12 protein-coding genes are annotated in these 14,241 nt (G+C 63.6%); 9 read left to right on the forward strand and 3 right to left on the reverse strand.

Annotated elements, in window-relative coordinates:
• Positions 1-372: hypothetical protein (locus tag E4O92_RS20805; RefSeq protein ID WP_206076918.1), on the reverse strand; the 372-nt coding region annotated here is incomplete at its 3' end.
• Between the two features lie 370 nt (positions 373-742).
• On the opposite strand from E4O92_RS20805, the gene E4O92_RS20810 reads away from it, so the two are divergent.
• The 6 genes from E4O92_RS20810 to E4O92_RS20835 all read left to right on the forward strand — a co-directional run bounded on the left by E4O92_RS20810 (position 743) and on the right by E4O92_RS20835 (position 8,903).
• The gene (locus tag E4O92_RS20810; protein WP_135191579.1) at positions 743-3,598 is read left to right on the forward strand and encodes a 2-oxoglutarate dehydrogenase E1 component; all 2,856 of its coding nucleotides are present in this window, start codon (positions 743-745) and stop codon (positions 3,596-3,598) included.
• Between the two features lie 66 nt (positions 3,599-3,664).
• On the forward strand, positions 3,665-4,930 hold the full coding sequence (odhB, locus tag E4O92_RS20815; protein ID WP_135191580.1) for a 2-oxoglutarate dehydrogenase complex dihydrolipoyllysine-residue succinyltransferase: 1,266 nt from the start codon (positions 3,665-3,667) through the stop codon (positions 4,928-4,930).
• Positions 4,931-4,988: 58 nt separating this feature from the next.
• Positions 4,989-5,318, forward strand: coding sequence for a PspC domain-containing protein (locus E4O92_RS20820; RefSeq protein ID WP_135191581.1), 330 nt, complete (start codon positions 4,989-4,991; stop codon positions 5,316-5,318).
• A gap of 186 nt (positions 5,319-5,504) precedes the next feature.
• Positions 5,505-6,938, forward strand: coding sequence for a dihydrolipoyl dehydrogenase (gene lpdA, locus E4O92_RS20825; RefSeq protein WP_135191582.1), 1,434 nt, complete (start codon positions 5,505-5,507; stop codon positions 6,936-6,938).
• A 170-nt stretch (positions 6,939-7,108) separates the two neighbouring features.
• Entirely contained in the window at positions 7,109-8,206 is a 1,098-nt protein-coding gene (zapE, locus tag E4O92_RS20830; protein WP_135191583.1) for a cell division protein ZapE, read from the forward strand.
• Between the two features lie 16 nt (positions 8,207-8,222).
• The gene (locus tag E4O92_RS20835; RefSeq protein ID WP_135191584.1) at positions 8,223-8,903 is read left to right on the forward strand and encodes a hypothetical protein; all 681 of its coding nucleotides are present in this window, start codon (positions 8,223-8,225) and stop codon (positions 8,901-8,903) included.
• Positions 8,904-9,018: 115 nt separating this feature from the next.
• Here the strand turns inward: E4O92_RS20835 and metE are convergent, their stop codons facing one another.
• Positions 9,019-11,292: a 5-methyltetrahydropteroyltriglutamate--homocysteine S-methyltransferase gene (metE, locus tag E4O92_RS20840; protein ID WP_135191585.1), complete on the reverse strand. Its 2,274-nt coding sequence runs from the start codon at positions 11,290-11,292 to the stop codon at positions 9,019-9,021.
• Between the two features lie 102 nt (positions 11,293-11,394).
• Between metE and E4O92_RS20845 the strand changes: the two genes are divergently transcribed.
• The 3 genes from E4O92_RS20845 to E4O92_RS20855 all read left to right on the forward strand — a co-directional run bounded on the left by E4O92_RS20845 (position 11,395) and on the right by E4O92_RS20855 (position 13,301).
• Positions 11,395-12,282 carry a LysR family transcriptional regulator gene (locus E4O92_RS20845; protein WP_135191586.1) on the forward strand — a complete coding sequence of 296 codons (888 nt, stop codon included), beginning with the start codon at positions 11,395-11,397 and terminating at the stop codon, positions 12,280-12,282.
• Between the two features lie 141 nt (positions 12,283-12,423).
• Complete coding sequence (locus E4O92_RS20850) at positions 12,424-12,765, forward strand: MmcQ/YjbR family DNA-binding protein (protein WP_135191587.1); 342 nt, start codon at positions 12,424-12,426, stop codon at positions 12,763-12,765.
• A complete protein-coding gene (locus E4O92_RS20855) occupies positions 12,762-13,301 on the forward strand; it encodes a hypothetical protein (RefSeq protein ID WP_135191588.1) in 540 nt (179 codons plus the stop codon). The genes E4O92_RS20850 and E4O92_RS20855 overlap by 4 nt, the downstream gene beginning before the upstream one ends.
• Positions 13,302-13,315: 14 nt before the next feature.
• On the opposite strand, the gene E4O92_RS20860 is transcribed toward E4O92_RS20855, so the two are convergent.
• Positions 13,316-14,086 carry a PP2C family protein-serine/threonine phosphatase gene (locus tag E4O92_RS20860; RefSeq protein ID WP_135191589.1) on the reverse strand — a complete coding sequence of 257 codons (771 nt, stop codon included), beginning with the start codon at positions 14,084-14,086 and terminating at the stop codon, positions 13,316-13,318.
• Positions 14,087-14,241: the final 155 nt, after the last annotated feature.

Here is a 14,241-nt window from a genome sequence, read left to right on the forward strand (position 1 = left end):
GCCTGTCGGCAGCGCACCGTTTGCCGACAGGCTGGCGCGGGCAGCGGCCGGGGGCTTCGGCGGCCGAGGCGGCGGCAGGACTGTCACGTCCAGGGCACCCTCGTCCCGCAGCGTCTGCAGCCTTGTCAGTTCGCGGGCGACCCAGCTACGCCGCGCGCTGCCGGCGGGCACGAATTTCCAGCCGCCGTGGGCGCGGTATTTGCGCGCCAGGTCGCCGGACAGCTCGTCCAGCCGGTCCAGTTCGATACCGACCGCGTACTCGCCGAAGCTGGCCAGCACGTTCTGGCGCAGCAGGAACAGCGCGCCCGCCGCCACTGCCAGGAGCGCCAGCAGGACGGCTGCAAACAGACGAAGGCCGATCGATATTCTCAAGGTCGCATGTGTGCGTTAAAAACATGCCATTGTAGTTTAGTTAATGACCTGGGACTTCGCCTCGACCAGGCTGGCGCGGTTCAAGCCAGAACAGTGATGCTGAAAAGCAACATCAGCCCATTTGCCAGGCCAGCCGCCTGCTGTTCATTATGTTGATCGGATAAATTCCGAACTTGACATCGGCGGTCCGTGCCATGTTGCGTTACAATACCAAGCGCTTTTTCGGCAGAACTCTGCAAGCTCCGCCCGCAACAGTCCTTCCCCCACAACTTGATGTAGTAAGTGCGATCCGCTAACCGGTCAGGCCGTGTCGCGGAAGGTTAGATTAACCCGCCCCATACTCGCGAAGCGCGAAGAAAGGTGAGCAAAAATGATGCAACAGTATGAAGGCAACTCGTACCTGTTCGGCGGAAATGCGCCGTACGTGGAAGAGTTGTATGAAGCCTACCTGAACAATCCGGGCTCGGTGCCCGACAACTGGCGTGCCTACTTCGACGCCATGCAACACGTGCCGGCCGTGGACGGTTCGTCCCGTCCCGACGTGGACCACTCCTCGGTCATCGCCTCGTTCGCCGAGCGCGCCAAGCAGGGCCCGATCCGCACCGTGTCCGCCGCCGCCGATCCAGAGATGGGCCGCAAGCGCGTCGCCGTCACCCAGCTGATCGCCGCTTACCGCTATCTCGGTTCCCGCTGGGCCAACCTGGACCCGCTGCAGCGCCAGGAGCGTCCGCCCCTGCCGGAGCTCGACCCCGCTTTCTACGGCTTCTCGGAAGCCGACCTCGACACCGTCTTCAACATCAGCAATACCTACTTCGGCCAGGAAAACGCGTCGCTGCGCGACCTGCTGAACATGCTGCGCGACACCTACTGCCGCGCCATCGGTGCTGAATTCATGTACATCAGCGATCCGGCCGAAAAGCGCTGGCTGCAAGAGCGCCTGGAATCGATCCGCTCGACCCCGACCTTCACCGCCGAGAAGAAGCGCCACATCCTCGAGCGCCTGACCGCGGCCGAAGGCCTGGAGCGCTACCTGCACACCAAATACGTGGGCGCCAAGCGCTTCTCGCTGGAAGGCGGCGAGTCGTTCATCGCGTCGATGGACGAAGTAATCCAGCGCGCCGGCGAACAAGGCGTGCAGGAAATCGTGATCGGCATGGCCCACCGCGGCCGCCTGAACGTGCTGGTCAACACGCTGGGCAAATCGCCGGCCGACCTGTTCGAAGAATTCGAAGGCAAGCACGCTGACGACCTGCCGTCGGGCGACGTCAAATACCACCAGGGCTTCTCGAGCGATGTATCGACCGTCGGCGGCCCGGTGCACCTGTCGCTGGCATTCAACCCGTCGCACCTGGAAATCGTCAACCCGGTGGTGGAAGGCTCGGCCAAGGCGCGCATGGACCGCCGCGGCGACCCGCACGGCAAGCAAGTGCTGCCGGTGCTGGTGCACGGCGACGCTGCGTTCGCCGGCCAGGGCGTGGTGATGGAAACCCTGAACCTGGCGCAGACCCGCGGCTACGGCACGGGCGGCACGGTTCACATCGTGATCAACAACCAGATCGGCTTTACCACCTCCGACCCGCGCGACAGCCGTTCGACCATCTACTGCTCGGACGTGGTCAAGATGATCGAGGCGCCGGTGCTGCACGTGAACGGCGACGACCCTGAAGCGGTCGTGCTGGCCACCCAGATCGCGCTGGACTACCGCGTCCAGTTCGGCAAGGACATCGTGGTGGACATCGTCTGCTACCGCAAGCTGGGCCACAACGAGCAGGACACCCCGGCCCTGACCCAGCCGCTGATGTACAAGAAGATCGCCAAGCACCCGGGCACCCGCAAGCTGTACGCCGACAAGCTGGCCACGCAGGGCACCATCTCCGGCGACGAAGCCGACCAGATGGTTGCGGGCTTCCGCAACGCGATGGACGCGGGCAAGCACACGAACGATCCGGTCCTGACCGACTTCAAGAACAAGTACGCGGTCGACTGGGCGCCGTTCCTGAACAAGAAGTGGACCGACGCCGCCGACACCGCGGTGCCGCTGACCGAGCTCAAGCGCCTGGCGCAGCGTGTGACCACCGTGCCGGAAAACTTCAAGCTGCACTCGCTGGTTGAGAAGGTGCTGGCCGACCGCGCCACCATGGGCCGCGGCGAGCTGAACCTGGACTGGGGCATGGGCGAACACCTGGCCTACGCATCGCTGGTGGCTTCCGGCTACGCAGTGCGCCTGTCGGGCCAGGACGCCGGCCGCGGCACCTTCGTGCACCGCCACGCCGTGCTGCACGACCAGAACCGCGAGAAGTGGGATGCAGGCATCTACGTGCCGCTGCAGAACGTGTCGGAAACCCAGGCACCGTTCACCGTCATCGACTCCGTGCTGTCGGAAGAGGCGGTGCTGGGCTTCGAATACGGCTACTCGACCGCCGAGCCGAACACCCTGACTATCTGGGAAGCCCAGTTCGGCGACTTCGCCAACGGCGCCCAGGTCGTGATCGACCAGTTCATCGCATCCGGCGAAGTCAAGTGGGGCCGCGCTTCGGGCCTGGTCATGATGCTGCCGCACGGTTACGAAGGCCAGGGTCCTGAGCACTCGTCCGCCCGCATCGAGCGCTTCTTGCAGCTGTGCGCCGACAACAACATGCAAGTTGTCCAGCCGACCACCGCTGCCCAGATCTTCCACCTGCTGCGCCGCCAGATGGTGCGCCAGTTCCGTAAGCCGCTGGTGATCTTCACGCCGAAGTCGCTGCTGCGTAACAAGGATGCCGGCTCGTCGCTGAACGAACTGGCCAAGGGGGGCTTCCAGACCGTGATCGGCGAGACCGACGACAAGATCGAAGCGTCCAAGGTCAAGCGCGTGATCGCGTGCTCGGGCAAGGTCTACTACGACCTGGTCAACACCCGCAAGACCCGCGGCGTGACCGACGTGGCGATCGTGCGTATCGAGCAGATGTATCCGTTCCCGCACAAGGCCTTTGCCGCCGAGCTGAAGAAGTTCGCCAATGCGACCGAAGTGGTGTGGGCACAGGATGAGCCGCAGAACCAGGGTCCGTGGTTCCAGATCCAGCACAACATCTTCGAGAGCATGGAATCTGGCCAGCGCCTGGCTTACGCCGGTCGTCCGGCGTCGGCGGCCCCGGCGGTCGGCTACAGCGACAAGCACGTGGCCCAGCAGAAGGAATTGCTGGACACCGCGTTCGCGAAGCTCAAGGGTTTCGTCCTGACCAAATAATCCACGAGCCCCGCGTGCCACGAGCGCGCGGGGCGTTCGCACAGAATAAATTACGGAGTTTTTTAAATGGCACAAATCGAAGTCAAGGTCCCACAACTGTCGGAATCGGTTGCTGAAGCGACCCTGCTGACCTGGCACAAGAAAGTCGGCGAGTCCGTCGCGCGTGACGAAAACCTGATCGACATCGAGACCGACAAGGTGGTCCTGGAACTGCCGGCCCCGAGCGCTGGCGTGATCGTCCAGATCATCAAGGGCGACGGCGGCACCGTCGTGTCGGGCGAAACCATCGCAGTGATCGACACCGAGGCATCGGCACAGGCCAGCCCGCAAGCCGCTGCGCCGGCACCGGCAGCTGCTCCAGCCGCCGCTCCGGCTGCCGCTCCGGCCGAAGCCGGTTCGAAGGCAGGCGTGGCCATGCCGGCCGCCGCCAAGATCCTGGCTGACAACGCCATTAACGCAGCACAAGTTGCCGGCACCGGCCGCGACGGCCGCGTGACCAAGGGCGACGCGCTCGCCGCGGTTGCCGCCAAGCCGGCTGTCGCCCCAGCCGCCCCGGCGCCGCTGGCAACGGTTGCACAGAAGCCGTCCCTGCAGCAAGTCGCCGCTCCGGCCCCGGCCGTGAACCTGGGCGACCGTCCGGAAGAGCGCGTGCCGATGAGCCGCCTGCGTGCCCGTATCGCCGAGCGCCTGCTGCAGTCGCAACAGACCAACGCGATCCTGACCACGTTCAACGAAGTGAACATGCAGCCGGTCATCGACCTGCGCAACAAGTACAAGGACAAGTTCGAGAAGGAACACGGCGTCAAGCTGGGCTTCATGTCGTTCTTCGTCAAGGCCGCCGTTGCCGCGCTGAAGAAGTACCCGGTCCTGAACGCTTCGGTCGACGGTAACGACATCGTCTACCACGGCTACTTCGATATCGGTATCGCCGTCGGCTCGCCGCGCGGCCTGGTGGTGCCGATCCTGCGCAACGCCGACCAGCTGTCGATCGCCGAGATCGAGAAGAAGATCGGCGAATTCGGCCAGAAGGCCAAGGAAGGCAAGCTGACCCTGGATGACCTGACCGGCGGTACGTTCTCGATCTCGAACGGCGGCGTGTTCGGCTCGATGCTGTCGACCCCGATCATCAACCCGCCGCAGTCGGCGATCCTGGGCATCCACGCCACCAAGGAGCGCGCCGTGGTCGAGAACGGCCAGATCGTGATCCGCCCGATGAACTACCTGGCGATGTCGTACGACCACCGCATCATCGACGGCCGCGAAGCCGTGCTGGGCCTGGTCGCGATGAAGGAAACGCTGGAAGACCCGTCGCGCCTGCTGCTGGACCTGTAACCGGCCAAGCGCGCCGGCCAAGGAAGCGCGTGCTGTCTGTTTGAACCGAGGATTGAAGATGACGATGTCCGATGAACTCAAGCGTTTGCACGACCTGCACCAAGCCGGCGCCTTGACCGACGCCGAATACGAAACGGCCAAGGCCAGGGTACTGGCGGGTTCGAGCGCGAACCCGTCGCCTGGCACCACCACCGACTTCAGCGCCCAGGTCAACGCCCTGCGCCGCTCGCGCACCGACCGCTGGCTGGGTGGCGTGTGCGGCGGGCTGGCCAAGGCCACTGCGGTCGATTCGTGGGTGTGGCGGCTGATGTTCGTGTTGTTCACCCTGACCTTCGGGTTCGGCGTGGTCCTGTACCTGTTGTTGTGGATTTTTGTACCAGAAGAATAAAACTGGCCATCCCCGCAGCAGCCAAAGAGCGTCGTTCCCGCGAAGGCGCCGCGCCTTGCGCGGCCCCATACTGACTTCGCCGATACGCGGCGTTCGCGACTTCTGATGCTCAGTTTGGGTCCCCGCCTTCGCGGGGACGACGCTGTTTAAGTGTGGGATGCCCCTTACAGAACAAGGAATTTTTTGATGAGCACCGAAAAACAATTCGACGTCGTCGTAATCGGCGGCGGACCGGGCGGCTACATTGCGGCGATCCGCGCCGCGCAGCTGGGCTTCAAGACCGCCTGCATCGACGAGTGGGCCAACGCCAAGGGCGGCCCCGCTCCCGGCGGCACCTGCACCAACGTCGGCTGCATCCCGTCCAAGGCGCTGCTGCAGTCGTCCGAGCACTTCGAGCACGCCGGCCATGCGTTCGCCGAGCACGGCATCAACGTCGCCGGCCTCGAGCTGAACCTGGGCCAGATGCTCAAGCGTAAGGACGGCATCGTCAAGCAGAACAACGATGGCATCCTGTACCTGTTCAAGAAGAACAAGGTCACCTTCTTCCACGGCCGCGGCGCATTCGCCGGCAAGGCTGATGGCGGCTACACCATCAACGTCTCCGGCCCGGCCACCGACACCCTCTCCGCCAAGAACGTCATCGTCGCCACCGGCTCGAACGCGCGTGAACTGCCGGGCGCACCGTTCGACGAGAAGCTGATCCTGTCGAACACCGGCGCACTGGCGATCGACGCCGTTCCGGCACGCCTGGGCGTGATCGGCGCCGGCGTAATCGGCCTGGAGATGGGCAGCGTGTGGCGCCGCCTGGGCGCGCAAGTGACCGTGCTGGAAGGTCTGCCGACTTTCCTGGGCGCGGTCGACGAGCAGATCGCCAAGGAAGCGCACAAGATGTTCACCAAGCAGGGCCTGGCGATCCACCTGGGCTGCAAGATCGGTAACATCACCAAGGGCGAGAACGAAGTCACCGTCGAATACGTCGATTCCACCGGCGTGGCCCAGACCGCGACCTTCGATCGCCTGATCGTATCGATCGGCCGCGTGCCGAACACCACCGGCCTGGGTATCGAGACCGTCGGCCTGCAACTGGACGATCGCGGCTTTGTGGTGGTGGACGACGAGTGCCGCACCAGCCTGCCGGGCGTGTGGGCAGTGGGCGACGTCGTGCGCGGCCCGATGCTGGCGCACAAGGCGGAAGAAGAGGGCGTCGCGGTTGCCGAGCGCATCGCCGGCCAGCATGGCCACGTCAACTTCAACACTGTCCCGTGGGTGATCTACACCTCGCCGGAGATCGCATGGGTCGGCAAGACCGAGCAGACCCTCAAGGCCGAAGGCGTGGCCTACAAGGCAGGCACCTTCCCGTTCCTGGCCAACGGCCGTGCGCGCGCGCTGGGCGACACCTCGGGCATGGTCAAGTTCCTGGCCGACGCCGCGACCGACGAAATCCTGGGCGTGCACATCATCGGCCCGATGGCCTCCGAACTGATTTCGGAAGCCGTGGTGGCAATGGAATTCCGCGCCTCGTCGGAAGACATCGCCCGCATCTGCCACGCACACCCGTCGCTGTCCGAAGCGACCAAGGAAGCAGCACTCGCCGTCGACAAGCGTTCGCTGAATTTCTAATGCAGTAGACCGGCCATCGGCTGGTCCTGTAGGGTGGGCGGGTCTTCCCGCCCACGCGTTCAACAAGGGCAGGTCCCGGCCGTTGCAGCTGGCCGGCCACGCTGCGGTTGAACGCGTGGGCGGAGGATCCGCCCACCCTACATTGAAAGCATCACATTTTTTGCCACCTGATGAACGTCCAAGAGTACTACCAGCACGCGCTGACCGAGCGCGGTTTCAAGTCCGACCCTGCGCAGCAGCGCGCGGTCGACCGTCTGCAGCAGGCTTACGACGAATGGGTGGCCTACAAGGCAAAGCGTTCCACGAGCTTCAAGCGCCTGATCAACCGTCCCGACGTGCCGCGCGGCGTGTACATGTGGGGCGGGGTGGGGCGCGGCAAGTCGTTTTTGATGGACAGCTTCTATTCGGTGGTGCCGGTGGTGCGCAAGACGCGCCTGCACTTCCACGAATTCATGCGCGCGGTGCACCGCCAGCTCGACGAGCTCAAGGGCATGGAAGATCCCCTGATCGAGGTGGCCAGGCGCATCGCCAAGAAGTACCGACTGATCTGCTTCGACGAATTCCACGTCAATGACGTGGCCGATGCGATGATCATGTATAACCTGCTGTCGCACCTGTTCGCCAACGGCGTCTCGTTTGTCATGACCTCCAACTACGAGCCGGACAAGCTGTACCCGGACGGCCTGCACCGCGACCGCATGCTGCCCACCATCGCGCTCTTGAAGAACAAGCTCGACGTCATCAACGTCGACGCAGGCATCGACTACCGCCATCGCACGCTGGAGCAGGTGCAGGCCTACTACATGCCGCTCAATGCCGCGAGCGACGCGGCGCTGCGCTCGGCCTACGCCAGCATTGCCGACACCGCCGACGAAGACCCGCGCGTGCATATCGAGGAGCGCGAAATCCGCGCCCTGCGCCGCGCCGGTGGCGTGATCTGGTTCGACTTCGCGACCCTGTGCGGCGGACCGCGCTCGCAGAACGACTATCTCGAGCTGGCGTCGCGCTTTCATACCGTGATCCTGTCCGGCGTGCCGGCGATGTCGGCGGCGCAGTCGTCCGAGGCGCGCCGCTTCACCTGGCTGGTGGACGTGTTCTACGACCACAAGGTCAAGCTGATCATGTCGGCCGAGGTCGAGCCCGATCAGCTCTACACCAAGGGCATGCTGGCAAACGAGTTCCACCGTACGGTCTCGCGTATCATTGAAATGCAGTCGCGTGAATACATGCTGGCCGAACGCCGGGCCGCGGCCGACGCCCTCGCGTGAGAGGAAGGGATCAAGAATGAAAGCACAGTCAGCACTTAGCAAGACAGCCGGCGCCTGGCTCGCTGCCGTCGCCCTGGCCGCTTGCAGCAGCGCGCCCCAGGTCCCGGCCAAGGTCGCGGTGCCGCCAAGCCAGTCGGTGGCGCAGGCCAATCAGCGGTTAGCAAGGGTAGCAAAGGAGCGTGCCGCGATCGAGGCGCACTATGCCGAGGCCGAACACGCCTGCTACCAAAGATTCTTTGTCAACCACTGCCTCGACAAGATCAAGGAATCGCGCCGCACGGCGCTGGCCGAGCAGCGCGCGATCGAGATCGAAGCTTCGCACTTCCTGCGCCAGGCCCGGGTCGATGAGCGCGACCGCGCGATGGCCGAAGCGGACGCGCGCTACAAGGAAGAAGAAGCCCGCCTCGCCGCCGAGCCGCCGCAGCCGCCCCGCGCGCCAACTGAAGTGCCGCCGCCGCGGCCGTCGCCTGTGGCCGAGCGCGTCGCCAAGCATAACGAGAAGATGCGCGAAGTCGAAGCGCGCGAACGTGCCGAAGCAGGCAAGCGCGCGGAAAACGTCGCCGCCTTCAACAAACGCAAAGCCGAAGCGGAAGCGCGCCAGCGCGAAGTCGCGCGGCGCAAGGCGGAAAAGGCAGCCAAGGAACAGGCGAAGGAAGAAGCGAAGGAACAGAAGGCCGCACCGGCGAACAGCCAGTAGCGCGATAAGAAGGCGTAGGGTGCGCACCAGTGCGCACGCGGTACGGTTGAATGTCGTTGGCTCGGGTATGCACACGTACCGCGTGCGCACGGGGTGCGCACCCTACGAACTCTGATCAACCCGCCCGCAACGTCTTCGCCGCCTCCACCATGTTCCTCAACGCCGGCAGCACCTCCTCCCACCTGCGGGTCTTCAAGCCGCAATCCGGATTGATCCACAGCCGCCCGGACGGAATCCGCTCTGCCGCCTTGCGCATCAACTGCACGATCTGATCCTGTCCGGGCACGTTCGGCGAATGAATGTCATACACTCCCGGCCCGATCTGGTTGGGGTAGTCGAAGCCTTCGAACGCCTCCAGCAACTGCATGTCCGAGCGCGATGTCTCGATCGTGATCACGTCCGCATCCATCTTCGCGATTGCCCCGATGATGTCGTTGAACTCCGAGTAGCACATGTGCGTATGGATCTGCGTCTCGCCACGCACGCCATTGGCCGCGATCCGGAATGCTTCTACCGCCCACTCAAGATACGCGTCCCACTCCGAGCGGCGCAGTGGCAAGCCTTCGCGCAGCGCCGCCTCGTCGATCTGGATCACGCGCACTCCCGCCCGTTCCAGGTCCAGCACCTCGCCGCGAATCGCGAGCGCCAGTTGGCGGCATGTGGAGGAGCGCGGCTGGTCGTCGCGCACAAACGACCAGTTCAGCATCGTCACGGGCCCGGTGAGCATGCCTTTCATCGGCTTGCTTGTTAAGGACTGGGCATAGCTCGCCCATTCGACCGTCATCGGCCTGGGACGGCTGATGTCGCCGAACAGGATCGGCGGCTTGACGCAGCGCGATCCATACGACTGCACCCACCCGAACTGGCTGAACGCAAAGCCTTCGAGCTGCTCCCCGAAATACTCGACCATGTCGTTGCGTTCCGCCTCGCCGTGGACCAGCACGTCCAGCCCGAGCGCTTCCTGCTCGCGCACGCACAGCGCGATCTCGCTTTGCATGTGCGTCTTGTAGCTCGCTTCATCCAGTTCTCCGCGGCGGAACCGGCTGCGCGCCTGACGGATGGCGGCGGTCTGCGGGAACGAGCCGATTGTCGTGGTCGGGTAAGCGGGCAGCTGGAGCAGGGCCGCCTGTCTGGTCGCGCGCTGTTCGTACGGCTCGCTGCGTTCGCCCGCCGACGCATCGATCGCCGCCACGGCTGCCTGCACCGCCTGGTTGTGTACCCGCGGCGAACCACGCCGCCGTTCCACCGCCGCATGGTTGGCAACCAGCGCTTCCTGCACCGCCACGCGTCCCTTGTTCAGCGCCTGCGCGAGCAGCTGCAGCTCGTCCAGTTTTTGCCGAGCGAACGCCAGCCAGGAGCGGATGTCGCGATCGAGCTCCTCTTCGCATTCGAGATCGACCGGCACGTGCAGCAACGAGCAGGAGGGCGCGATCCACAGGCGCTCTTCCAGTTGCCGGTGCAGCGGTTCGAGCCATTCCAGCGTGGCGTGCAGGTCCGTCTTCCAGATGTTGCGGCCGTTGATTACCCCGAGCGACAGCACCTTGTCCGGACCGAGTCGCTCGATGACCTGCCCGATTTCGTCGCGAGCGAGCGTTGCGTCCAGGTGCAGGCCGTGCACCGGCAGCGTGCAGGCCAGATCGAGGTTCTCGCGCAGTTGGCCGAAATAGGTGGTGAGCAGAAGCTTGAGCTGCGCACCCTTGAACGCGTCGTAGGCGGTGACGAAAGCTTCGCGCCATTGTGACGCCAGCTCGGTCACCAGGATCGGTTCGTCGACCTGTACCCATTCGACGCCGTGCCGTGCCAGTTCCTCGAACAGCGCCACGTAGGCAGGCAGCAGGCGTGGCAGCAGTGCGAGCTTGTCCGATCCGTCCTTGGCCTTGCCAAGCCACAGGTAAGTCACCGGGCCGATGATGACAGGCTTGCCGTTCACACCGAGCCGGCGCGCCTCCTCCAGTTGATCGAGCAGGCGCGACGCGTCGAGCGCGAACCCAGTGGCGGCACTGAACTCAGGCACGATGTAGTGGTAGTTGGTATCGAACCACTTCGTCATTTCGGCTGCGTGCACGCAGCCGCAGTCCGAATCGTTGGCCGAGCGGCCGCGCGCGACGCGGAAATAGGCATCGAGCGTATTGTCGGGCTGGTGCTGCGCGCGCACGGGAACGTTCCCGAGCATGAAGCTCATGTCGAGCACCTGGTCGTAGAACGAAAAATCGCCGACCGGTACCAGGTCGAGGAACGACTGGCCCTGCCAGTGGCGATGGCGCAGCGTGGCGCCGACGGCCGCCAGGTCGTCCTGCGACGCTTGTCCGTTCCAGTACGCCTCCAGCGCGAACTTCAGTTCGCGCTGCGCGCCGATGCGGGGAAAGCCAAGATTGTGTGTGGTTACCATGATGTTTGCTCCTGATTGCTAGAGCATCATCTTAGTGGCCGGTATTCATGAGTAAAAGTGGTATTATTTCATTAACCGATTAATTTTATTCATGTAATGACCATGCTTGAACGAATGCACCTGAGTGTGATCCGCGAGGTGGACCGCCAGGGTTCGCTCACGGCCGCCGCCGACGTCCTGTGCCTGACCCAGTCGGCACTCAGCCATACGATCAAGAAAGTGGAGCAGCAGCTGGGCACCGCGATCTGGAAGCGGGAAGGGCGGTCGCTGCGCCTGACGCAGGCGGGCCAGTACCTGCTCGGCCTGGCCAATCGCGTGCTACCCCAGCTGGAGCATGCCGAGCAGCTGATGCGACAGTTCGCGCAGGGCCAGCGCGGGGTGCTGCGTATCGGCATGGAGTGCCATCCGTGTTACCAGTGGCTGCTCAAGGTCGTGGCGCCTTACCTGGAGCGCTGGCCGGATGTGGACGTGGACGTCAAGCAGAAGTTTCAGTTCGGTGGCATCAAGGCTTTGTTCGGCTACGACATCGATCTGCTGGTCACGCCCGATCCGTTGTTCAGCCAGGGCCTGCGATTCGAGCCCGTGTTCGACTATGAGCAGGTGCTGGTCGTCGGCTGCGGGCACCCGCTGGCCGGCCGCCAGCATGTGCTGCCGCACGAACTTGCGGACGAGATCCTGATTACCTATCCGGTGCCGCTCGAACGGCTCGACATCTACAACCAGTTCCTGCTGCCCGCCGGCTGCGCACCGAAGAAGCACAAGACCATCGAGACCACCGACATCATGCTGCAGATGGTGGCCAGCGGCCGCGGCATCGCCGCACTGCCGCGCTGGCTGGCAGACCAGTACGCGGCGACGATGGAGATCGTGCCGGTGCGGCTTGGCGAGCATGGGATCGCCAAGCAAATCTTCCTTGGCGTGCGCGATGCGGACGCCGACATCGACTACCTCAAGGGCTTCGTGGAGCTGGCGCGCGACGCGCGGCTGTAGCGCAATGGTTTCAGCCGGTCGCGCATATTGTTAAATCAATGTTGCATTTGAGGTAATGTGATGGCAAGATGGTCAAGATCAGAGGCAAGGTCGCAATGGCAATGCAGATGACCACTTGCGTCGCTCTTGGGGGCCAAAACAATGAAATTCTCTTCGGTTCGCAAGTATGCCCTGTCGCTGCCAGAGGCAGCAGAGGCGCCGCACTTTAACTATGCGTCTTTTCGCGTGCGAGGCAAGATCTTCGTCACGGTGCCCCCCGGGGATGAGTTCATTCACATCTTCGTGTCGGACGAGTCGCGTGAACAAGCGCTTGCCTTGTATCCGCAATTCGTCGAAAGGCTTATGTGGGGTAACAAGGTGATCGGCGTTCGCATTACTCTTGCAGGGGCGATTCCCTCGGTCGTAAAGGGACTTATCTTTTCTGCTTGGCAGCGCAAGGCGCCAAAGAGTCTCCAGGAGAAAGCCTTTGACACCTTAGGATGAAGCAATTGATAGCCACGTTCGAGAAAGGGAAGAAAATGACCTGTTTCAGACTGATTGCTGCTGTCGCGCTCGGCGCCTGCTCCCTTGCGTCGGCCCAGGATGTGCTGCTCACCGGCCACGTCCAACGAGTGAGCCTGCAACCTCCGGGTGCCGAAAATTGTCCTCCCGTTTGTCCTGCAATTTCGACGGCCCACCCCGATGGCAGTTCGACGGTTTGTGTTTCGAACGCGGGCGGCTGCCAGTCGATGGAGGTCAAGGTTGACCGTGTCTACCTTGGCAAGGTCGATGGCGAGACGCGGCAATTCAATTCGCGCACCGGCGAATGGGGTCCGAGTTTTCCGGCTACGGGGGAACAGATCGTCGTCAGCGAAGAGGCGGGCAAGGTGTCCTGGTCGCCTGCATCAGAACGGGATGGCAAGGTTTTCATCGATCCCAAACGCCTGCGCAGTATCGGAGGCATCCCAACCTCGCCCAAGGGCGATAGCCAGCCAGTAGCACTGGATGTGGTGCTGGCGCGAGTGAGCACTGGCCACTGACCTCGCCCTTATTGCTAACCAGCCTCCTGCACCGGCTGGACGAGCTTGACGATCGCCATCGTGCAGTTGCCGCCCTTGCCTTCCGAACGCTCGCCGGCCTTGCTGATCAGCATTTCCGAGGCCTGGCGCGGCGTAGACCTGGCGATCACCGTCGCGAGCTCGGCATCGGTGAAGAAATGCCACAGCCCGTCTGAACACAGCAGGAAGGCATCGCCGGCCGCAAGTCCCGTGTGATGGCCAATGGTGACGAACGGTTCCTTGCGGCTGTTGCCAAGCAGGTTGAGCAGAAGTTTGGATTTGCGGTGGTTCCTGGCCGCTTCGAGCGGCACCTTGTCGCTTGCCGCCAGGTGCTCGACATAGGCCGCGTCGCTGGTCCGGTCCGCGCAGTGCCCGTTGGAAAAGCGGTACAACCGTGAATCGCCCACGTGGGCCCACACAGCCTGGCCGTGCGGCGACAGGACCATGCCGACAAAGCTCGCCTGTGCCTCCGACTGCGCCGCCACGTTGTTCATCTTGATGATCAGATGGGTCTCGTGGACGATCTCGTGCAGCAACTGTTCCATGCGGGCGATGCTCGCCTGGTCACCCGGCTTGAACTGGTCGAAGACCTGCTTGGCGGTGTGCAATACCTGCTCCGATGCGGCGGAGCCGGCCACGCCGTCGGACAGGACTGCCAGCACATAGCCGGGCGCGCGGGCGCCGGTGAACAGGGCGGTGCGGTCGCATTGCCGCGGCCGGTTCCCGATGTGTTGCGCTGTTCCGGCTTCGATCTTGTAAGAGCTCATAAACTTGTGTGCGTGTCCGTACGCGCCATTCTTTGTTGGCGGCAACCTCGGCGTAGATTAAACTATGCACTTAGCGCAACGGTGTTGCAAGCCGTAACGTTTTTAGAGGCGCCGGCGCAGTGATTGTATGCGTTGGCATTCAAACCATCTGCGTT

Source organism: Massilia horti, from assembly GCF_004614195.1.
Lineage (GTDB): Bacteria > Pseudomonadota > Gammaproteobacteria > Burkholderiales > Burkholderiaceae_D > Telluria > Telluria horti.

Excerpts from the sequence above, each read along its gene's own strand:
- E4O92_RS20810 (WP_135191579.1), top strand. The coding sequence starts at position 743 with ATGATGCAACAGTATGAAGGCAACTCGTACCTGTTCGGCGGAAATGCG.
- E4O92_RS20835 (WP_135191584.1), top strand. The coding sequence starts at position 8,223 with ATGAAAGCACAGTCAGCACTTAGCAAGACAGCCGGCGCCTGGCTCGCT.
- zapE (WP_135191583.1), top strand. The coding sequence starts at position 7,109 with ATGAACGTCCAAGAGTACTACCAGCACGCGCTGACCGAGCGCGGTTTC.
- lpdA (WP_135191582.1), top strand. The coding sequence starts at position 5,505 with ATGAGCACCGAAAAACAATTCGACGTCGTCGTAATCGGCGGCGGACCG.
- metE (WP_135191585.1), bottom strand. The coding sequence starts at position 11,292 with ATGGTAACCACACACAATCTTGGCTTTCCCCGCATCGGCGCGCAGCGC.
- E4O92_RS20820 (WP_135191581.1), top strand. The coding sequence starts at position 4,989 with ATGACGATGTCCGATGAACTCAAGCGTTTGCACGACCTGCACCAAGCC.
- E4O92_RS20845 (WP_135191586.1), top strand. The coding sequence starts at position 11,395 with ATGCTTGAACGAATGCACCTGAGTGTGATCCGCGAGGTGGACCGCCAG.
- E4O92_RS20860 (WP_135191589.1), bottom strand. The coding sequence starts at position 14,086 with ATGAGCTCTTACAAGATCGAAGCCGGAACAGCGCAACACATCGGGAAC.
- E4O92_RS20855 (WP_135191588.1), top strand. The coding sequence starts at position 12,762 with ATGAAGCAATTGATAGCCACGTTCGAGAAAGGGAAGAAAATGACCTGT.
- E4O92_RS20850 (WP_135191587.1), top strand. The coding sequence starts at position 12,424 with ATGAAATTCTCTTCGGTTCGCAAGTATGCCCTGTCGCTGCCAGAGGCA.
- odhB (WP_135191580.1), top strand. The coding sequence starts at position 3,665 with ATGGCACAAATCGAAGTCAAGGTCCCACAACTGTCGGAATCGGTTGCT.